Below are 20923 nucleotides of genomic sequence, written 5' to 3'. Positions count from 1 at the left end.
TCGTTTATTGTTTAATGATGCGCTGTATTTCATCCAGTTTCAGCAAAGCTTCTACTGGTGTTAAAACATTTACATCCAGGTTATTTAAAGTATCTCTTATTTTCACCAGTACCGGATCATCAATTGCAAACATGTGCAGCTGATACGCCTGATTCTGGACTTTCTTAATGCTATCTTTTATGCTCTGTCCCTCTGTACGGTCGATCTCCAGTTTTTTTAGGATCTCATTTGCTCTATTGATCAGCTTCGGAGGCATACCCGCCATCTTAGCCACATGGATACCGAAACTATGCTCACTGCCTCCAGGCACCAATTTACGCAAGAAAATCACTTTATTACCCACTTCTTTAATAGAAACGTTAAAGTTCTTGATTCTGCTCATCGTATTTGCCAGCTCGTTCAGCTCATGATAATGCGTTGCAAATAAAGTTTTTGGTTTAGCTGTTGGATGCGTATGCAGAAATTCGGCGATGGCCCATGCAATGGAAATTCCATCATAAGTACTGGTACCTCTACCGATTTCATCCAATAAGATCAGGCTGTTTTCCGAAATATTATTCAGGATACTTGCCGTCTCATTCATCTCTACCATGAACGTACTTTCTCCGGAAGAAAGGTTGTCTGAAGCCCCAACTCTGGTAAATATTTTGTCGACCAAACCGATCGTTGCTTCTTTAGCAGGAACAAAACAACCCATCTGTGCCATCAATACGATCAATCCGGTTTGTCTTAAAATCGCCGATTTACCCGACATATTGGGTCCCGTAATGATGATGATCTGCTGATTGACATTGTCTAGAAAAACATCATTGGTAATGTACTCTTCCCCAACAGGCAGTCTTTTTTCAATCACCGGATGTCTACCACCTTTAATGTCCAGGCCTTTGCCTTTATTCATTACAGGTTTCGCATAGTGGTTTTTCACCGCAAGCTGGGCAAAACACAACAATACATCCAGTTGTGCAATACAAAACGCATTCAGCTGAATTTGCTTGATATAAGCACTTACCAGCTGCATTAGTTCTCCATAAAGGCGGATTTCGATCTGCATGATCTTCTCTTCTGCCCCCAGGATCTGCTCCTCATATTCTTTCAACTCTGGTGTGATGTAGCGCTCTGCACTCACCAGGGTCTGTTTCCTGATCCATTCGGTAGGAACCTTATCTTTATGGGTATGCGTCACCTCCAGGTAATAACCAAAAACGTTATTGAAGGCTACTTTCAGAGAAGGAATACCGGTAATGGCGGCTTCTCTTTTTTGAATTTCTATTAAATAATCTTTTCCACCAAAGGAGATCTTGCGCAAGCGGTCTAATTCTTCATCCACCCCATCGGCAATCACATTTCCTTTGATCAATAAAGCTGGAGGGTCTTGCTGTAATTCCCTTTCCAGTTTCTCTCTGATAGACAAACAAGGATCCAGCTGTGCTGCCAATGCCATTAAGAATGGATTTTCCGTAGCATTCGCAATATCTTTGACCGACTCAATATGGTACAATGCTTTTTTAAGCTGACACAATTCTCTTGGTCCAACTTTCAACAGGCCAACTTTAGAAATCAGGCGTTCCAGATCTCCGATTTGCTTGATATGTTCTAAGAATTTTTCTACCAAAGCTTCATCTTTCACCAGGTACTCCACCATCCCGAGGCGTTCCTGAATTGGCTTCAGTTCTTTCAGCGGCATGATGATCCATCGGTGTAACAATCGGGCACCCATTGGGGTAGCAGTCTGGTCTAAAATCTGAAAAAGCGTGACTGCATTTTCATTGTTAGAGCTCACCAGTTCCAGGTTGCGAATCGTAAAACGATCCAGCCACATGTATTTATCTTCCTCTAAGCGAGAAATTGCACTGACGTGTTTTAGGTTCTTATGCTCCGTTTCATTCAGATAATGAAGGATCACCCCAGCGGCGATCGTTCCAATAGACAGCTTATCTACACCAAATCCTTTTAGGGAGTTGACTTCAAAGTGCTTGTGTAAAGTTTCGTTCGTATAATCGCTGGTAAAAGCCCAGTCGTCCAGGCTGAAAGTATAGAACTTATCTCCGAAAAGTTCCAGGAAATCTTTCCTCTTACTCTTCTGAAAAATAACTTCTGTAGGTTTAAAGCCTTGTAAAAGCTTATCAATATATTCTTCATTGCCTTGAGCCACGTAAAACTCTCCGGTAGAAATGTCCAGAAAGGACACACCCAAACCGGTTTTATCGAAATAAACGGCAGCAAGGTAATTGTTTGATTTCTGACTCAGGATATTGTCACTATAAGCAACGCCAGGAGTAATCAGTTCTGTTACCCCACGTTTTACAATGGTTTTGGTCATTTTCGGATCTTCCAGCTGATCGCATATCGCCACCCTTTGTCCGGCCCTAACCAATTTCGACAAGTAATTGTCTAAAGAATGATGTGGAAATCCTGCCAGTTCAATGTGCCCACCGGGTCCATTTCCCCTTCTTGTCAATACAATCCCCAAAATCTGGGAGGTCTTTACAGCATCTTCACCAAATGTTTCATAGAAGTCGCCTACTCTGAACAATAATAATGCGCCGGGGTACTTTGCTTTAATCGCATTGTACTGTTGCATTAAAGGTGTCTCTTTAGTCTTGTCTTTAGCCAAAATGTATCTTATTTACAAAACTGTAAAGATAACACCTGAATGGCTAACCTTTAAGCTTTGTTGAAAACTATAAATTCTATAATTGTTCTATATACGATAAGAACAACGTTAATGCTTCACGTTTCTTGTCGGTCAGCTCAAAATCTAACTTATGACACAGGTAATCTTCCATATCAAAATTTGCAATTTCTGGCAATTCTTTTAACAACTCTCTACGATGAGAAAGGCCAAAAGCCAATGCTTGATTAAATTCTGAAATAAATGATTCCGGAATATTTTTATTGGCTACCCATGCAGCATAAACAAAAGGCAAACCTGTAAATTTCATCCATTCCTCTCCCAGATCATAAGCGTATGCATAGTCGGATTTTTTACCGAAAGTACGGTCGCCAATCAAAACCATCGCATCCGTTGTGGCTTCCAGATCAGTCGTAAAACTCACCTCTTGTTTCCAATGGAATTTCAGCAATACCTTAGCGAGGTGATTTGAAGTCCGGGAATGACTGTCCAGTTTTACGGTCTTAATCTCCTGAAAAGGCACATTGCTGAATACAAACACAGAATTTACTGCACCTACAGAACCGATACAATAATCGGCAACGATGTTCGCATTGGGTACCAAAGGGATGGCAGCAACAGGGATCAGGCCAATATCCACTTGATTGTGAATCAATTTTGCGGCACAATCTGTAGGAATATCTAAACTTAAATCTATTTTATGGATCAGTTCTGAATGCTCAATACCGTACATAAAAGGTTTGGTATTGGTATAAGAAACTGCGGAAATCTTAATCTTACTCAATTGGAAATGTTTTTAAATGATCGGTATTGTTGAACTCCAGAATGGTAAACTGACCATCTTTCAGTCCGACTTTGTAGAGCGTCGTATTCTGATGAGGAAATTCTGTCATTTCGCTCAAAGGTTTACCAGTAATCAGGCAAAGTAATAACCTCATCGCTCGACCGTGCATACAGATCAGCACTTTTTTCTCATTTGGCACATTCACGATAACCTCTAATGCTTCCTGAAGACGGATTTTTACTTGATTCGGGCTTTCACCACCTTCAAAATGACTGTCGAAATCTCCCGACTGCCATTTCTCCATCATCCCTTTAAAAGCAGCGATCGCATGCTCATCATTGGCTTTACCTTCCCAAACACCCCAGGCCAGCTCATCCAGACCGGACAATTGCTCCCAGGGCATGCCCGCATCGATAAACCCTTTAACGGTTTGATGCGTACGTTTTAAAGTAGAAGTATATACTTTATCAAAAGGAACGTCTTTATACATCTTGTAAAATGACGCGGCCTGTGCCCTTCCGGTATCATTCAGATCACTGTTGATCCCTCTTCCCTGCACAATGCCCTGCTTATTTAAATCGGTTTCACCATGTCTGATGATATATAGTTCTTTATCCATTAATTGATGACCGGCAATTTATAATACTGTGGTTTCGCTTCCCCTTCAAATACAACATCCGTATAATCGGTGACTACATTATAAAGGGTATCTCTTTCTATCGGTTTACGGTTCACCTGTTTGATCAGATTTACTAGTTCTTCGGTATTCATTGCCGGATGCTGTTCCTCTGCACCTGCCATAGAGTAAATTTTGGTGGTATCATCTAAAGTACCATCAATATCATCTACGCCAAAATTTAGGGAAAGCTGTGCAGTTTGACGGCTGATCATTGCCCAATAAGCTTTGATGTGGTCAAAATTATCCATGTAAATCCTTGCAATTGCATAATTCCTTAAATCCTCAATCACAGATACCTCCGGCACGTTGTCCATCTGGTTGTTCTGATTTCTGAATTTCAAAGGAATGAAAGCCTGAAAACCACCTGATTTATCCTGCTGCTGGCGAAGACGTTCCATGTGGTCAACCCGATGCCAAAACTTTTCTATATGTCCATAAAGCATGGTCGCATTGGTTTTCATGCCCAGCTTATGTGCTTGCTCATGAATGTCCAGCCACTGCTCTGCATTACATTTATCGTGTGCAATCTTTTCCCTTACTTCCGGGTGAAAAATCTCTGCACCACCACCTGGCATAGAATCCAGACCCGCTTCCTGCAAATATTTCATCCCTTCATAATGGCTTAATTTCGCCTTTTTGAAGATGTAATAATACTCTACCGGAGTCAATGCTTTCACATGCAGATCCGGACGGTGTGCTTTTGCACGTCTGAAGAAATCACTATAGAATTCCAGATTTTGCTTAGGAACTACACCACCAGTAATATGAACCTCCGTTACGGGCTCATTGTCGTACTTTTTAAGCACGTCCATCATTCCGTCTACGCTCATTTCCCATCCTTCTTCACGCTGTTTGATCAAGCGGGAATAAGAACAAAATTTGCAGTCGTACACACAAACATTGGTCGGCTCAATATGGAAATTGCGGTTAAAATAAGTTTTATCACCGTGTTTTTGCTCCCTGATATAGTTCGCCAATACACCCAGGTAGCCCAGTTCGGCATGTTCATAAAGATATACGCCTTCATCGAAAGTGATTCTTTCCTGGTTCTGAACTTTATTTGCTATGGCTTTAAGTTCGGCAGACAAATCATTGTCGTTGATAACTATAGCCAGCTTTGAATTAGCATCCATGTATTATGAGATAATGGTACAAATGTATAAGAAAAGACACAGCGAAAGCTGCGCTTATCACGAACAAAAGTAGTATAAAATCACCATAAACCTGCTTTTTTAACAGGTTTATGGTGTCAGCATTATGTAAAAGAGCAGGAGCACTAAAAAATAACACAGGCCCTGGCAGGTAATTTATTTTTTAAGTATTTTAGAACTTACATTTAAAAGCGGAGCCATGGAAAAATACGACCCTAGAATAGACGTTTATATTGATCAGGCAGCCGATTTTGCACAGCCCATATTAAAGCACATCAGGGCCCTGGTCCATGAAGCCTGTCCAGAGATTATAGAAACCATGAAATGGAGCTTCCCTCATTTCGACTATAAAGGAACCGTCTGCAGTATGGCTGCTTTTAAAAACCACTGTGCTTTTGGCTTTTGGAAAAGTTCATTAATACCAGATCCTCATCACCTCCTTTCCGAAGATAAAGCACAGGCCATGGGACAGCTGGGAAGAATCACCAGCATTGCCGATTTACCTGATAAAAACATTTTCCTGACCTATATCCAAAATGCGGTGATCCTAAATAAAGAAGGCATCAAAGTCGACAAGAAGCCGGCAGCTCCAAAAACAGTATTAACTATCCCCGACTATTTTTCCAAAAGTCTGGCCGAAGTCCCTGCTGCCCAACAGCATTTTGAAAACTTCAGCTATTCTCAGAAAAAAGAATATCTGGAATGGATTACTGAAGCCAAAAGCGAAGATACCCGACAAAAAAGATTGAGCACAGCCCTAGAATGGATCTCCGAAGGAAAATCAAGAAACTGGAAATACAAACGATAGTCCTACATTTCCTTTGTTTTTCTGGACCTCCATCGATCCAGCAGCACCAGATATTCCTTTTCTAAATTTCGAAAAACTTTACCCCTGGTCCTTTCTTCAGGTTTTAAATCCATTTGCGCGCGATATTGCCCGCTAATCAATTCATACCGCGCAGTTAACTTTAAGTCTTCAGCTTGAATTTTTTCTTTTGCCGCTGCAATTTCCGGACTTTCATAGGTACCATTCAAATTACCCATATAAACCGTATCAGAAACAGAATCATGATTAGCAGCACTTAAAAACAGGTAAACTTCCATAGATCTACCCAATTCTTCCTCAGTCAGCGCTAAAAAAGCCATTCCATCCATCCTTTTCGCGAAGTTCAGTTCTATTTTCTTCTTGCCGGTCGCCGGAAAACAAACGGCCAGCTGAAAGCAGTCATCATACTGCGCTCCAGCACTATAGGAAGAATCCCAGCTGATCTGTAAGCCACCATTGATTTTCTCCATTCGAAGGTCTTTCGGATTGGCTAAAGTTCCCTTGCTGAGCTGCACATTTTTGTAATCAATACTGATATTTGGGTATGCCCCCTGTAAGGCATTTTTCTTGATCTGTGAAACCGCCAGATTATGCTGATTTCTGATTGTCCCACGAGCTTCCAGCGCTAAACCGTTGTTGATGAAATCTTTCATGTGGTTTAAAAAACGCGTCGTAACAGCCATTGCCTGGTGATTTGCCTTTTGCTTCAAACTCTGTTTTCCGGGTTTGCCAATACGGCGCTGCACGTGCTGTCCATTCAATTCATAATAAACTATATTTCCGATTTTACCGCTTGGCCATCCATGAAGGCCGTTTTTTGATATTGCCATAATGCTACTTGTTTTTAGGTTTATACTATATATGAGCTACCAACAACAGAATTATTACAAAATAGTTTCAAGCTGCCCTCAGGTTTTTCCTGAAGCTCATCAGCGCCACCGCTAATTTCTAGTCTGGCGTATCAAAAACAGGTATTTTCTTAGGCAATATAGAATCACAATGAATAAGAAAAGATAAACGATAGGTCGCCCAATGGTCTGGAAGAGGTTCCAGTTGAAAGAATCCTCGAGTGTTTAAAATGCCCGTTGACAGGGCTTAATGCCGGACAAGGCCCCGGCAAGCCCCTTTCAAAACAGCCTGAATATCAGACCAAATAAAACCTCATTCCCTAGCCTACCCGAGCAGATGCTTGTAAAAATAATGTCTATAAAACTGATCGTTAATAAAATAAAATGGTTTTATCGCTACATTAGCCTCGGGATATATGGGGGTTTATCATAATTTTTCTGATCAGGAACTGCTGGAGGAGCTGCGTCTTGGCAATCGCCTTGCGTTTACAGCACTCTTCAATCGTTATTGGAAGAAACTGCTTGCGGTTTCCTACAATTATACGAAAGACCATTCTGCGTCCGAAGAAATTGTTCAGGAAGTATTTATCGGCCTTTGGAACAGAAGAGCCGTTCTTGAAATCAACATCCTTGAAAATTACTTAGCTACTGCCGTCAAGTTTTCGGTCTTCAAAAGCATTCATCAGCAAAAAAGAAGAGCGGAACTGGCTTTATTAAACTATCAAACCGAGCTGGTTGCCCTGGATGAAGAAAAGATCCAGGCAAAATTCCTGCAGGAATACATTGACGGTATTGTGGAACAGCTGCCGGAAAAATGCAGACTGGTTTTTAAATACAGTCGCCAGGACGGTTTAACCATTCCCGAAATCTCCAAAGAAATGGGCATTGCCGAAAAAACAGTCGAGGCACACCTCAGTAAAGCTTTAAAAACCATCAGAAAAGACTTGAATAACTCAGGAGTACTCCTGATTGCCTGGTCCTTTTTCCTAAAATAACGGCTAAAAAAACCTCCCAACCCCTCAAAAACACGCTTTTTAAAATAAAACATCTTTTTTCTTACTACCCACTAAGGGTAAGACCAGGGTTCAGCGTACTCTCTTATAATTAGCCTGGAATCAAGACCTATACTCATGAAAAGAGACGATACTCCTATATTAATTCAAAAATACATCAACGGTACCTGTACTGAAGAAGAGCGGGAGCAATTGCTAAGATGGTACCGTTCTCCACAAAATGAAATCGTAGAATGGCCAGCAGCAGCTGGAATGGAGGAAGAAGCCGTTTATCAGCGCATCTTTTCCAAAATAGAACAGGAAATTGACCAGAATCATACTCCTGTACATCAGTTAATTCCGGATACAACTAGCTTACAGCCTAAAAAATCCAATTTCAACTGGCAGAAAATAGCGGTTGCTGCAGCACTGATTTTGACCAGCGGAATTGCCGTTTATTTTTACCAGCAGCATTCATCCATCCCTCCTATCGAGCAGCTGACTTTCAAAAATGAGGTAAAACCTGGCGGAAACAAAGCGATTTTAAAATTGGCTGACGGCAGCGAAGTAGTTTTAGATGCTGCCGCAAATGGCAGGCTTGCCCAGCGAAAAGACATCAATTTCAGCAATACCAAGGATGGTCAATTGGCCTATAACAAACAAAAAAACACCCCTTCCGACAATGCGGAAGCTTTAAAATACAATACTGTTTCTACTCCTAAAGGTGGACAATACCGGATTATCCTGCCTGATGGCACCAAAGTATGGCTCAATGCCGCCTCTTCTATTCGCTTCCCTACCAATTTCCTTCCGGGTGAAAGAAAAGTAACGATTAGCGGAGAAGTCTATTTTGAAGTAGCAAAGAACAAGCATCAGCCATTCCGTGTGATTGCTGACCAACAAATTTTAGAAGTCCTGGGAACAAAATTCAACATCAATGCCTATGCGGATCAACAGCAGATCAATACTACACTTGCAGAAGGAAGTGTAAAATTAGGCCGTCTTAAATCTAGTAACTACCAGGTTTTAAAACCTGGGGAACAGGCTCAAATGAAAACTATTGATGAAAACCCGGCTAAAATCAGCAGCGCAGATCTGGAAGAAGTACTCGCCTGGAAGAACGATGCTTTTGTGTTTAACAACACCCCAACCCAGGAAGTCATGAAACAAATGGAGCGCTGGTACAATGTAGAGCTGATCTATAAAGGCGCAGCACCAAACCTTTATTTCACTGGGATAATTCCTAGAGAAAGCAACCTTTCTACTTTCCTAAGGGTACTGGAAGGCACTGGAGGCGTCAAATTTGGCATTGAACAAAACAAAGTAATCATTCAAAAAACAAAATAAATCAACAAACTACCACCACCACAAACCAATACACCACATGAAACCTGCCACTTAAACCACCACCGCAGGTGAGTCAGAAAATAACCAACCCGGTTCGCGGCCGGGAAGGTCAATGCTCAGGCTTACCCTAAAGAACTTTCCAGTTTTCACTGGAATTGCACAGCCTTCAACTTAAACCTAAACATTTCAAATTTATGAAAGAACGACTACATTCTAAAGTCATTTCCCCTTATGGCCAAAAAACCGTAAGAAAAGTATTCATTATCATGAAACTATCACTGATTATCCTGATTACCTTGGGTATACAGGTAAGTACGGCTTCCTACGGGCAGCGCGTCACCATTTCTAAGCGTAATACCAGCTTAAAATCCGTTTTGCAAGACCTGAGAAAGCAAACCGGTTATTATTTTATCTACAATAACGAAGTCATCAGCCAGTCCAAACCATTAAATGTGGATTTGAAAAACACGGCTTTGAGCACGGCGCTAACAGAGATTTTCAAAGATCAGCCCCTGACCTATACGATGGAGAAAAACATCATCGTCCTGAAGCTGAAAGAAGCGGCATTGAAAACACCACTTGCAGCGGCAAACCTCATCACGATCCAAGGTAAAGTAACCGACGACAAAGGCATTCCACTGCCTGGTGTTACGATTTTGGTGAAAGAAGGAAAAGCGGTGGCCATCACTAACGCTGATGGATTTTACAAAATCCAGGCAGAAGACAACCAGACCCTAATCTTTTCTTATCTAGGCTTCAAAAGAGAAGAAGTCGCTATCCAAAAGAGAACACAAATCAATGTATCCATGACGATGAGCATGAGTGAATTGAGCGAAGCAGTAGTCATTGGATACGGTACACAGCAAAAGAAACTATTAACCGGTGCGATCGGTGTGATCAAAGGAGAAGAATTGACACAATCACCAGCCGTAAACGTATCCAATACTTTAATGGGCAGAGTAACTGGATTGGTGTCGTACATGAGTACTTCAGGTACTCCAGACCGCGACCGCTCTTCCATCAAAATCCGTGGAATGGGTGAAGCCCTGATCGTGATTGATGGAGTAGCCAGGGAAGGTATGGGCATTGTAGGTATGGAGATGGATAAATTAGATCCCAATTCTATCGAAAGCATCAGTGTGTTAAAAGATGCTTCGGCAGCTGTTTATGGTGCCAGAGGTGCCAATGGGGTGATCCTCATCACCACCAAACGCGGAAAATCCAATAAAGTATCCATGAATTACAATGGTAATTTCGGGATTCAGCAATCCACAAGACTGCCTAAATTCCTGGATTCTTACAACTATGCCATTTTGAACAATGAGATGTTCGACAATGATAAGGCTGAAAAAGGAAGCTCTCCAAGAACAAAATATACCCCTGAGGAAATTCAGAAATTCAAAGATGGATCAGATCCGGATCGCTATCCAAATACCGACTGGTACAAAACCGTACTTAAAGATTATGCGTCTGTACAAAAACATAACCTGAGTTTAAACGGTGGCGGCAACAATTCCAGGTACTTTATCAGTGGAACTTACACCGATCAGCAAGGACTCATCAGCACTTCAGGAATGAAGCGTTATGGTTTAGTCAGTAATTTTGACCTGGATGTTACGCCAACTACCAGTCTTTCTGTGGGCTTGAATTACATCACTGAAAATGCAAAAAACCCAGCTGTTTATGCGGAAAGTATTTTCAGCAGAATGTCGGTTTTGGGATCGGTATCCCCTGCCCGTTTTTCCAATGGCTTATATGCTTTCTCTGGATTTTCAGGCAATCCTTTAGCGGATGCATTGGAAGGTGCCGGCTACAATAAAGTAGGCAGAAACATCTTTACCAGCTCCCTTAGAATTACACAGCAGCTGCCTTTTATCAAAGGTCTTTCTGCGAATGGAGTGGTGACAGTTGACAAGAACAACTCATTGACAAAAGCATTTACGGTACCTTATCCTGTGTATTCATTAGATCCATTAAAGGATGAATATACCCAGCAAAATGCGACAGAAAAAGCTTCATTGAGTGAAACTGTTTCGCTGAATGACAACGTAAACGTACAGGTTTCCCTGAACTACAAAAGACTATTTGGCAAGCATTCCGTTACGGCATTGGCTTTATATGAGCAAAATGAGTTCAAAGGAGAAAACATCATCGCAGAAAGAAGCAATTACCCGGTTGCCAGTGTGGACCAGCTTTTCCTTGGCGATGTAAGCACCCAAAAAAGCTCAGGCAGCTCGCAGGAAAATGCACGCCAAAGTGCAGTTGCCCGTTTTATTTACAATTACAACAGCAAATATATTTTAGAAAGTAACTTCAGATACGATGGCTCCCCTTATTATCCAAAAGGAAAAAGAAGAGCTTTGTTCCCGTCTTTATCAGCGGCTTGGGTCCTATCAGAAGAAGATTTCATTAAAGATCATTATCCCTTCATCAATGAGTTGAAACTCCGTACTTCTTACGGTAAACTTGGTAATGATGGTGGTTCCTTGTATTCTTACTTTTACAACTACAGTCTTTTCCCGGCAGGTTATGTATTTGGCACTGGAAATGGCATCTCTCCTATGACCAGGATCACCAATACGACCGTTCCAAACACCAATATTACCTGGGAAAAAGTAAAAGCTTTTGACATCGGTATAGATGCCTTGTTATGGGCTGGTAAACTGGGGATCGAAGCGGATTATTACAGCAAATCCAAATATGACATCCTGCGTTCCAGAGGTTACGACGTACCTTCTACCTTCGGATTGAGCCCTGCATTGGAGAACTTTGGAAAAGAATATTACTATGGATATGAGCTTGCTTTATCTCACCAAAGCAACATCGGGCAAGTCAATTTCTCTGCGCGTTTAAACATGACTTTCACAAAAAGCAGGGTTGTAGATTATGGCGAAAACGAAAGTGTATTGCCTGGATTACGTCAGGAAGGCCGCCCTGTAGGCGCCGCAAGAATCCTGAAAGCAGATGGTATTTTCAGAGACCAGCAGGATGTAGACAACTGGCCAAAATACCTGACCAGCCCTGGAGCTACACCAGTAAGCGGTAAACCTGGAGACATCAGGTATGTGGATTTAAACGGTGATGGTGTAGTAGAATTGTTTAGCGGCAGTGCCGATCGTGATGTGGAAACCAAATACATCGTTCCACCAACAGTTTACGGTTTATCATTGGCCTTTAAATGGAAAAACTTCTCTGCTGATGCCTTATTCCAGGCTTCTACAGGGGTTTACATCAACTATGCACCGGCTGCCGATTTAACCAACTTCTACGAATTACATTTAGACAGATGGACACCGGAACATACCGATGCGGCTTACCCAAGACTATTGTCGAACTATGAAGCCAACAGATATCCTTCTACTTTTTATGTTAAAAACGGAAACTATATCAAGCTGAGAACCGCACAATTGTCTTATAGCATTCCAAAAACGGTATTGAGACAGATTGGTGTTTCTTCCTTGACGCTGACTGCACAAGGGCAAAACCTGTTCACGATCAGTAACAACAAGAGGTTCGACCCTGAGTCGTCCGGCACCTTTGCCAACTCTTACCCTCCACAACGGATTTTCTCTTTTGGTCTTCGTTTAGGCCTTTAATTTATTCATCGAAAAGATCAGCAATTATGAACTTTATACCTTCAAAATATACCACCACCATCATCCTTGCAGGCTTACTTAGTATGAGCTCCTGCAAGAAAGATTTCCTGGACAGAAAACCCTTAAACCTGATTTCGGAAGCCAGTCTATGGGAAGATCCGGAACTGATTAAATTGTCTGTAAACGAGTTTTACAACTTCATGAACAGTGGTTTTACGGCTACTTACCTGCCTGCCGCCATCACAGACGATATCCAGGTGATTGGCAGCGAGGAAAGCAAGATCTCAGGTTACCTGACCGGAGATTTCAATGCCACTACTTTTCCTCAAAAGAACCTTTGGAAAGACAGCTATGCACAGATCAGAAAGATCAATTACTTCCTGGAAAGAGCAGAAACCGCACCAGTATTGAATCCTGCGCAAAGAAAAGAAATGTTAGGACAAGCACGTTTTTTCAGAGCCTTCGTTTACTTTCAATTGTTCAGCAGCTTCAAGGAAGTTCCTTTATTGCTAAAGGCACAGCCAGTAGAAGAAGCTCAGGACAAGCCTTTTAAAACCAGTCAGCAGGACGGAATGACCTTCATCGCGGCTGAGTTAGCTCAGGCAGCTGAAGAATTACCTGCATCCTGGACAAACACAGAATACGGCCGCATTACCAGTGCTGCCGCACAGGCCTTTCAAAGTCGTGTTTTACTATGGGCAGCAAGTGCCTTAAACAACCCTGCCAATAGTTTAGACAAATGGCAGGCAGCTGCTGATGCCGCAAAAAAGGTGATGAATACCGCTTATTATAGCTTACAAGCAGATTATAACGACCCTTTCCTGAAAAAGAATGTGCTGGTAAAACCAGAAGTGATCCTGGAATTCCGTTACAATGGATTAAAAGGTGAGAAACAACACAGCTTTGATAAGAACAATAGTCCGGCAGGATATGGCGGCAAAGGTACCAATGCCCCTACTCAGGAAATTGTAGATGAGTACGAAATGAAAAACGGGAAAATGATCGGCGAAAGCGGATCTGGTTACCTGGCTTCCGATCCTTATGCGGGCCGCGATCCACGCTTCGAAAAATCTGTATTGTACAACAACGCCAGCTTTAAAGGAAGAGCAGTAGAAACCTTCACTAAAGGGAAAGACATGCCCACTTCCAATCCAACGCCTACCGGCTTTTACATCCGAAAATTCATCGCTGAAGATTTCGATTACAACAAAGATGTGAACGTAACCAGCAGTACCAATTGGGTGATCTTGCGCTATGCAGAAGTGCTATTAAACTATGCAGAAGCACAAAATGAAGCCAATGGACCAGATGCGACTGTCTATCAGGCCATCAATGACATTCGTAAAAGAGCGAAAATGCCAGAACTGCCTACAGGCTTATCTCAACCGGAAATGCGTGCAAAAATCCGTCATGAACGCAGAATAGAACTGGCTTTCGAAGACCAGACCCGTTATAACGATTTGCGTCGATGGAAAGAAGCAGCCAACACCTTGAACAAATCCGTAAACGGTGTAACCATCACCAAAGCGACCAATGGCAGTTTAACTTTTGCCTCAAAAAAATCAGGCAGCAGGGTGTTTACCGATAAAAATTACTGGCAGCCTATTCCTTTAACGGAAATCGCGACCAACCCAAACCTTAAACCACAAAACGAGGGCTGGTAATCCAGCTCCTCAGAAACATAAATATCAATTTAATCTGTTCATGAATTTCGAATCTACCTTTAAACAAAAGAATAGCAGCCTGACAAGGGCTGCTTTCTTCCTCCTATTTCCTGTTCTAATGGGCGGCACTGCCTTTGCACAATCTACAAAATGGCCGGGAAGTATGGCCGGTAAAGCGGTACAGGATACCACGGCAAAAAATGCAGCCAACAAAAAAAGCACCATCAAAAAGTTTTCAGAAATTATCCCTGCCGGTACTAAAGCCGATGAAGGATTGTTCAACGTATATAAAGTAGATCAGAAATACTTTTTTGAAATCCCTGATTCTCTATTGGGCAGAGACTTGTTGGTGGTGACCAGATTTACACAAACACCAGTAGCATTGAGAGAGTCCAGAGCCCAATATGGTGGCGAAATGCTGAACAATCAGGTTTGGAACTGGGAAAAACACGACAAACAAATCTTTATCAGAGTTCCGAACTTCAAGTTTGTAGCCGATAAATCATCGGATTTACATCAGGCATTGGAAAACTCTAATGCACTCCCTATTCTTGCTGCTTTTGACATCAAAGCTTTCAGTGCGAATGGAAAAGGTGTTTTAATTGACGTAACGGATTTTTACAATGGTGATATTCCTGGAATGTCCTTACCGGAAGGATTGAAAAAGACCTATAAAATTGCTGGTATCGACAATACCCGTTCCTTCATTGATACTGCAAAAAGTTTTCCAACCAACATAGAAGTCAAAACGGTAAAAACCTATAGAAGTCCGGAATTGCCAACTGATAAAACCGTTGGTGCCATGACTTTTGGCTTAAACACTTCCATGTTATTATTACCAAAAGAGCCTATGAAAGCCCGTCTGGAGAACAAAAGAATCGGTTACTTCACAGAAAGACAGCTTGATTTTGGCGTTTCCGACAAGCAAGTTACCCCTACTGCTTACATCCAGAGATGGAAGTTAGAACCGAAAGACGAAGCGGCATATAGTCGTGGGGAATTGGTAGAACCGAAAAAACAAATCGTTTATTATATAGACCCTGCAACGCCTAAAAAATGGGTTCCTTTCTTAATTCAGGGGGTGAACGACTGGAATATTGCTTTTGAAGCCGCAGGTTTTAAAAATGCAATCGTAGCCAAAGAAGCACCTACACATCAGCAGGATCCGGAATTTAGTACAGAAGATGCACGTTATTCTGTGATCCGTTATTTTGCCTCTTCTACAGAGAATGCTTATGGTCCGAGGATTGCAGATCCTAGATCAGGAGAGATTATGGAAAGTCATATTGGCTGGTATCACAATGTGATGTCCTTACTGAGAAGCTGGTTTTTCGTGCAAACAGCAGCGATTAATCCACAGGCAAGAGGTTCAGAAATCAGCGATGCGCAAATGGGCCAATTGGTCAGGTTCGTTTCTTCTCATGAGGTAGGTCACACCCTTGGTTTACTCCATAACTTTGGTTCCAGTGCGGCATTTCCTGTAGATTCTTTGCGCTCAAAAACCTTCACTGCAAAATATGGTACCGCCCCTTCCATCATGGATTATGCGCGTTTCAACTATATCGCACAGCCGGCAGATGGCGTAACAGAGATTTACCCTAAAATCGGTGCTTACGATCAGCATGCCATTAAATTCGGTTATACGTATTTCCCTGGAGACAAATCTACCAAAGAAGAGAAAAAGACACTGGATGCCATGGTTTTGAAAAAGGCTAAAGATCCTTTGTATTTCTATGGAAAACAAGGTTCAATAGACCCACGTGCACAAAGTGAAGACCTGGGCGACAATGCCATGAAGGCCAGCACCTACGGAATTGAAAACTTAAAGAGAATTCTTCCGAACCTGGAAAAATGGACTTATGAGCCAGGCAAAGAACTGGAAGATGTAAACGATTTATATTATGAAGTGATCCGCCAATACAGACGTTATGTAAACCATGTGGTGGCTAACATCAGTGGTTTGCAGGAAGATGTAAAAACGGTTGATGAACCGGGTGCAGTGTACAGCTATACGCCAAAAGCGAAGCAACAGCAAGCCGTAGCTTTCCTAAATAAACAAGTTTTCAGCACACCAAACTGGCTGTTAAATCCTGCAATTTTAGCAAGAGTAGATTATGGGGTAGTCAACCACAGGATTACAGAAATGCAGAATCAGGTACTGACCTCACTATTGGAAACTTATGGTTTTGCCAGAATGATTGATGATGAGACGAAAAACGGAGCGAATGCTTATACGGTAAACAACCTGCTGACGGATTTACGTGGTTATATCTTCAATTCAGAGACACCAGATGTGTTCAAAAGAGCCTTACAAAGATCTTATGCAGATCGTTTAGGGGTGTTGTTGAAATTAGATAAACCGGTAGTAGAATCGGGTTATGCGATTATGGGGATCACTCCTTACAATCCAAATATTTCGGACATGAGGCTGATGGTTCGTTCAGAATTGAAAAAACTACAAGCCAGTGTAAAAGCTTCACAGGCAAGTGCAACGAATCCATTGATCAAAAGTCATTATGAAGACCTTGCCGATCGCATTTACAAAATGTTGAACCCTAAAGTTTAATTCCCGGAAATTCCTATCCTGGTTATTCTTCCTGGTTATTCGCAAAAAAGCCATTCCTGTTTGATCAGGAATGGCTTTTTTCGTAACCCAGCAATTAGAGAAAGTTTATTGAAGTGTCATTTTGTTGATAAACGCTTCATCAGTCAGGGTTTTCAAAAAGGCAACCAGCTTTTTCTGCTCCAGATCCGTTAAGGGAATCCCTGCCTTTCCATTCGTCTGCATCAAAGGGTCTAAATCCTTTTCCTGATGTACGCCTGTCGCATAATGAACCATCACTTCTTCTAAAGTCGCAAAACGACCATCATGAAAATAAGGTGCAGTGACTTCGATATTTCTTAAAGATGGTACTTTAAACTTTTTCACCGGATCATTGGCCGTACTGGTTCCGATATTTCTGGAAGACTCGTCGGTAAACAGATCACCTTTATGACAAGTGGCACACTTTTCTTTGAAAATTTTCAAGCCTTCCAATTCTGCTGCGGTAAATGTGTTTTCCTGTTTGACCACCAGTTTATCATAACGGGAATTTGCAGACACCAGCGAAAGCAGGTACTGTTCAATCACTCCGGTTACCTCTTTTTCCTGTATCGTATCTACTCCTAAAACCGATTTAAAGTAATGCTTATAAATCGGCGAAGCGTTCAGTTTAGCCACCACATTAACCATGGTTTCTCCCATTTCTGCCGGACTGGTTAAAGCGTTAATTGCCGTATTGCGCAAATGCGATTCCCTCCCATCCCTAAAAAAGGAAGTCTTCCATTGCAGGTTCATTAAAGCGGGTGTATTCTTTGTACCATGGATATTTTTATTGACTCCCGGATTGATTTTTATCCCTTTACTCGCATAGCCGTCGGTTTGATTGTGACAGGAAGCACAGGCTACCTTGCCATTCTTAGAAAGCAGTGCATCGTCAAATAACTTTTGTCCGAGGGTGACCCCTTCTACTGTCAGCGCAGGTCCTTGCTGCACAATTGCCGGAAAATTAACCGGTCTTCTCACTGCTACATCGGTTTTAATCGTCGACAAGCCAAAGGCGAAAACAGCGATTAACAAGCCAAAAATCAAAATCCCAAACACAAAAAATTTATTCTTCTTCATTAAATATCAATTGGGCGGGAAAGAAAACCTTCCTCAGCGCCATAAAACAACAATTATGCTTTGATAAAAATATCATAAGCAAACCTCAGGATCGTCCCGAATACTACTAGTAAAAAAAAGATGCGTATAAATTTATTGCCTTTTAACAGGGCGAGTTTAGTGCCTAAAAACGAGCCGCCCACATTGCAGAAAGCCATTGGAATGGCGAACTCATAAAGGATGTGTCCGGTGCTGCCGAAATAACAGATTGCTGCAATATTGGTGGCCATATTGATCAGTTTTGCACTCGCACTGGCATGCAGGAAATCATAGCCCATTAATGCAATGAAGGCCAAAATAAAAAACGTGCCTGTTCCAGGGCCGATTAAGCCATCATAAAAGCCAATGATAAAACCGAAAAGCAGTCCGATCAGCACCTGCTGAAACACTGTATGCTCCTTTTCCTGATGGACACCAAATTTTTTATTAAAATAAGTATAAAGGGCAACAAGGATAAGAATGGCAAAAACGATCGGCTTGATCACCGTATTGTCGATCAGTGTAATGCTATGAGCACCCAATATTGCTCCAATAAACGCGGCTGCTGCAATGTAAATCAGCAGCGGCCAGTTCAGTTTTACATTCTGTGAGTACTTCCAGGCGGCAAAAGCGGTTCCGGAAAGAGAAGGGATTTTGGTGGTTCCAAAAAGTGTGGCCACCGAATATTGAGGTAACACAATCATAATTGCCGGAGTTTGCAGTAACCCACCACCACCAACAATTGCATCAATAAAACCGGCAAAAAAAGAGACTATACAAAGTATAATCAGGTCTGACATCATAGTATTCCCTTAATGCCGCAAAATTAGGCTTTTTTAAGCAAAAAAAAGGGACCCAACCACGAGTCCCTTCACCTAAACCAAATTTAACCAAAAATTACTTTGCAGCTTTCGCGAAATGTAACACGATATAAGCTGTGGAATTACCATATTCTACAGGTGATTTGATCACCAATGATTCTTTTGAGGAAGTAGACATCACCAAACGGTAACCTTCAGTTACGTTTTTAGCTTTGTCGCCTTCATATATTTTCTTAAACTGGAAAGTCTGATCTGGTACACTTGCCGACCAATAAATCGATTGTGTTCTTGCTGCGCAATTGCCACCGCCTGGTAAGCTATAGCTACCGTTACCGCTGTTCGTTAATCTCCAGGTACCGCCAATAAAGCAATTTGGAGCTGCCTCACCAAATAATGATTTAACAGAAGCCTGAGGAATACCTTCATAAGTAATGTCATTTAATACCCAAGTACCAGTTACATCACCTCTCTTCACCACTTCGGTACCTGAGCCACCTTTTGGAGAACAACTTTGCAATACCATTAATGAACTGCATAAAATGGCTGCGATCAGGAATATTCTTTTCATATCAATCTGTTTTTTTATTTGTTTAATTTTTCGTTGTTTGTGAGCCTGCTGAAAAAAATGTACTTTTTACCATATTAAGTCACAATACTGTTTCAATTACATAAATCTTGCCAAAACTTCAACAGAATAATTTTTACCTTTAGCATTGTGGGGTCCAGCTCCTAGATTAACTATTTATCCACCTGAAAATGAAACCAGAAACTTTAGCTATACATTCCGGAAATTTGTATAAATCCGCTACTGGCGATGTCACACCGCCTATTAATTTGTCCACAACGTTTTTCAGAGATGAAGATGGTGGCTATTCTGGCGGACATATGTATAGCCGTGTCAGCAACCCGAACCGCTCTGCTTTAGAAAAAGTATTGACAGATTTAGAAAATGGTGTAGACGCCTGTGCCTTTTCTTCAGGAAATACAGCCGGCATGTCTCTTTTTCAGGCCTTAGCCCCTGGAAGCCACATTATTGCTCCCGACGATATGTATTGGGGCTTCAAAAAGCAGCTGCAATCTATTTTTGCAGACACCCTAACCATCGATTTCATAGACCTGACTGATATTGCAGGGATTTCTGCTTACATTAAAGAAAACACGGTCATGATCTGGGTGGAAACACCTTCTAACCCCTTATTAAAAATAACTGATTTAGCTGCGATTTCCGAGATCGCAAAAAAGCATGACCTTTTACTGGCTTGCGACAGCACCTTTGCTTCGCCATGTTTACAAAAGCCGATTGAACTGGGTGCAGATATCGTCATGCATTCTTCCACCAAATATATAGGCGGACACAGTGATGTATTGGGTGGTGCTTTGATTACCGCCAAAATGACGCCATTCTGGGAAAAAGTAAGAAATATCCAGCAGATTGGTGGTGCTGTCCCTTCCCCATTCGATTCATTTTTACTATTGAGAAGTTTAAAAACCCTTCCTTACCGCATGCGCGGTCATTGCGAAAATGGAATGGCATTGGCGCTATATCTGGAAAAACATCCAAAGGTGGAGGCCGTATTTTATCCTGGATTACCCGCACACCCTCAGCATGAAATCGCAAAACGACAAATGAGCGGTTTTGGAGGGATGCTGTCAATTTTAGTTCATGGTGGTGCTGAAGCAGCACGCAGGGTAGTCAATACCGTACAGCTGTTTGCTCAGGCAACCAGTCTGGGAGGCGTAGAAAGCCTGATCGAACACCGCGCATCTGTGGAAGGTCCGGACACCAAAACACCACAGAATTTAATTCGGATCTCCGTTGGACTGGAACACATAGATGATCTAATCGCAGATTTTAAACAAGCTTTAGGTTAAAAAGCTAAAAAACACCCCCATCAACAGTG

15 protein-coding genes are annotated in these 20923 nt (G+C 41.9%); 7 read left to right on the top strand and 8 right to left on the bottom strand.

The window, feature by feature from the left end:
• Positions 1 to 4: 4 nt before the first annotated feature.
• The 4 genes from mutS to mqnE form a co-directional block, all read right to left on the bottom strand.
• Positions 5 to 2614, bottom strand: coding sequence for a DNA mismatch repair protein MutS (mutS, locus tag K7X70_RS15485; RefSeq protein WP_222537911.1), 2610 nt, complete (start codon positions 2612 to 2614; stop codon positions 5 to 7).
• Between the two features lie 76 nt (positions 2615 to 2690).
• Positions 2691 to 3416, bottom strand: coding sequence for a menaquinone biosynthetic enzyme MqnA/MqnD family protein (locus tag K7X70_RS15480; protein WP_222537910.1), 726 nt, complete (start codon positions 3414 to 3416; stop codon positions 2691 to 2693).
• On the bottom strand, positions 3409 to 4035 hold the full coding sequence (locus tag K7X70_RS15475; RefSeq protein WP_222537909.1) for a histidine phosphatase family protein: 627 nt from the start codon (positions 4033 to 4035) through the stop codon (positions 3409 to 3411). Before K7X70_RS15475 ends, K7X70_RS15480 begins: the two co-directional genes overlap by 8 nt.
• A complete protein-coding gene (gene mqnE, locus K7X70_RS15470) occupies positions 4035 to 5228 on the bottom strand; it encodes an aminofutalosine synthase MqnE (protein WP_222537908.1) in 1194 nt (397 codons plus the stop codon). The genes K7X70_RS15475 and mqnE overlap by 1 nt, the downstream gene beginning before the upstream one ends.
• A 217-nt stretch (positions 5229 to 5445) precedes the next feature.
• On the opposite strand from mqnE, the gene K7X70_RS15465 reads away from it, so the two are divergent.
• Positions 5446 to 6054 (top strand): YdeI/OmpD-associated family protein, encoded by a 609-nt coding sequence (locus K7X70_RS15465; protein WP_222537907.1) that lies wholly within the window; start codon positions 5446 to 5448, stop codon positions 6052 to 6054.
• Positions 6055 to 6056: 2 nt separating this feature from the next.
• Here the strand turns inward: K7X70_RS15465 and K7X70_RS15460 are convergent, their stop codons facing one another.
• Positions 6057 to 6902, bottom strand: coding sequence for a DUF6266 family protein (locus K7X70_RS15460; RefSeq protein ID WP_222537906.1), 846 nt, complete (start codon positions 6900 to 6902; stop codon positions 6057 to 6059).
• A gap of 434 nt (positions 6903 to 7336) precedes the next feature.
• Between K7X70_RS15460 and K7X70_RS15455 the strand changes: the two genes are divergently transcribed.
• The 5 genes from K7X70_RS15455 (at position 7337) to K7X70_RS15435 (ending at position 17085) form a co-directional block, all read left to right on the top strand.
• Positions 7337 to 7915, top strand: coding sequence for an RNA polymerase sigma-70 factor (locus K7X70_RS15455; protein WP_222537905.1), 579 nt, complete (start codon positions 7337 to 7339; stop codon positions 7913 to 7915).
• 135 nt (positions 7916 to 8050) lie between these two features.
• On the top strand, positions 8051 to 9259 hold the full coding sequence (locus tag K7X70_RS15450; RefSeq protein ID WP_222537904.1) for a FecR family protein: 1209 nt from the start codon (positions 8051 to 8053) through the stop codon (positions 9257 to 9259).
• 194 nt (positions 9260 to 9453) lie between these two features.
• Positions 9454 to 12855 carry a TonB-dependent receptor gene (locus K7X70_RS15445; protein WP_222537903.1) on the top strand — a complete coding sequence of 1134 codons (3402 nt, stop codon included), beginning with the start codon at positions 9454 to 9456 and terminating at the stop codon, positions 12853 to 12855.
• Positions 12856 to 12881: 26 nt separating this feature from the next.
• Positions 12882 to 14519: a RagB/SusD family nutrient uptake outer membrane protein gene (locus tag K7X70_RS15440; protein ID WP_222537902.1), complete on the top strand. Its 1638-nt coding sequence runs from the start codon at positions 12882 to 12884 to the stop codon at positions 14517 to 14519.
• 40 nt (positions 14520 to 14559) lie between these two features.
• Entirely contained in the window at positions 14560 to 17085 is a 2526-nt protein-coding gene (locus tag K7X70_RS15435) for a zinc-dependent metalloprotease (RefSeq protein ID WP_255607296.1), read from the top strand.
• Positions 17086 to 17190: 105 nt separating this feature from the next.
• Here K7X70_RS15435 and K7X70_RS15430 read toward each other — a convergent pair whose 3' ends face one another.
• From K7X70_RS15430 to K7X70_RS15420, 3 genes are all read right to left on the bottom strand, one after another.
• A complete protein-coding gene (locus tag K7X70_RS15430) occupies positions 17191 to 18183 on the bottom strand; it encodes a cytochrome-c peroxidase (RefSeq protein WP_222537901.1) in 993 nt (330 codons plus the stop codon).
• 53 nt (positions 18184 to 18236) lie between these two features.
• Positions 18237 to 19004 carry a sulfite exporter TauE/SafE family protein gene (locus tag K7X70_RS15425; protein WP_222537900.1) on the bottom strand — a complete coding sequence of 256 codons (768 nt, stop codon included), beginning with the start codon at positions 19002 to 19004 and terminating at the stop codon, positions 18237 to 18239.
• Positions 19005 to 19098: 94 nt separating this feature from the next.
• Entirely contained in the window at positions 19099 to 19590 is a 492-nt protein-coding gene (locus K7X70_RS15420) for a lipocalin family protein (RefSeq protein ID WP_222537899.1), read from the bottom strand.
• A 188-nt stretch (positions 19591 to 19778) separates the two neighbouring features.
• Here K7X70_RS15420 and K7X70_RS15415 point away from each other — a divergent pair, with 188 nt between their 5' ends.
• Positions 19779 to 20894 carry a trans-sulfuration enzyme family protein gene (locus K7X70_RS15415; RefSeq protein ID WP_222537898.1) on the top strand — a complete coding sequence of 372 codons (1116 nt, stop codon included), beginning with the start codon at positions 19779 to 19781 and terminating at the stop codon, positions 20892 to 20894.
• Positions 20895 to 20923 lie beyond the last annotated feature (29 nt).

Source organism: Pedobacter polysacchareus (genome assembly GCF_019802255.1).
GTDB lineage: Bacteria > Bacteroidota > Bacteroidia > Sphingobacteriales > Sphingobacteriaceae > Pedobacter > Pedobacter polysacchareus.
The sequence above is the reverse complement of the archived record's forward strand: the minus strand, read 5'-3'. Positions and strand labels throughout refer to the sequence as shown.

Coding starts and splice junctions, on each gene's coding strand:
- K7X70_RS15460 (WP_222537906.1), bottom strand. CDS start 6,902: ATGGCAATATCAAAAAACGGCCTTCATGGATGGCCAAGCGGTAAAATC.
- K7X70_RS15465 (WP_222537907.1), top strand. CDS start 5,446: ATGGAAAAATACGACCCTAGAATAGACGTTTATATTGATCAGGCAGCC.
- K7X70_RS15415 (WP_222537898.1), top strand. CDS start 19,779: ATGAAACCAGAAACTTTAGCTATACATTCCGGAAATTTGTATAAATCC.
- K7X70_RS15445 (WP_222537903.1), top strand. CDS start 9,454: ATGAAAGAACGACTACATTCTAAAGTCATTTCCCCTTATGGCCAAAAA.
- K7X70_RS15455 (WP_222537905.1), top strand. CDS start 7,337: ATGGGGGTTTATCATAATTTTTCTGATCAGGAACTGCTGGAGGAGCTG.
- K7X70_RS15425 (WP_222537900.1), bottom strand. CDS start 19,004: ATGATGTCAGACCTGATTATACTTTGTATAGTCTCTTTTTTTGCCGGT.
- K7X70_RS15475 (WP_222537909.1), bottom strand. CDS start 4,035: ATGGATAAAGAACTATATATCATCAGACATGGTGAAACCGATTTAAAT.
- K7X70_RS15435 (WP_255607296.1), top strand. CDS start 14,560: ATGAATTTCGAATCTACCTTTAAACAAAAGAATAGCAGCCTGACAAGG.
- K7X70_RS15440 (WP_222537902.1), top strand. CDS start 12,882: ATGAACTTTATACCTTCAAAATATACCACCACCATCATCCTTGCAGGC.
- K7X70_RS15420 (WP_222537899.1), bottom strand. CDS start 19,590: ATGAAAAGAATATTCCTGATCGCAGCCATTTTATGCAGTTCATTAATG.
- K7X70_RS15430 (WP_222537901.1), bottom strand. CDS start 18,183: ATGAAGAAGAATAAATTTTTTGTGTTTGGGATTTTGATTTTTGGCTTG.
- mqnE (WP_222537908.1), bottom strand. CDS start 5,228: ATGGATGCTAATTCAAAGCTGGCTATAGTTATCAACGACAATGATTTG.
- K7X70_RS15450 (WP_222537904.1), top strand. CDS start 8,051: ATGAAAAGAGACGATACTCCTATATTAATTCAAAAATACATCAACGGT.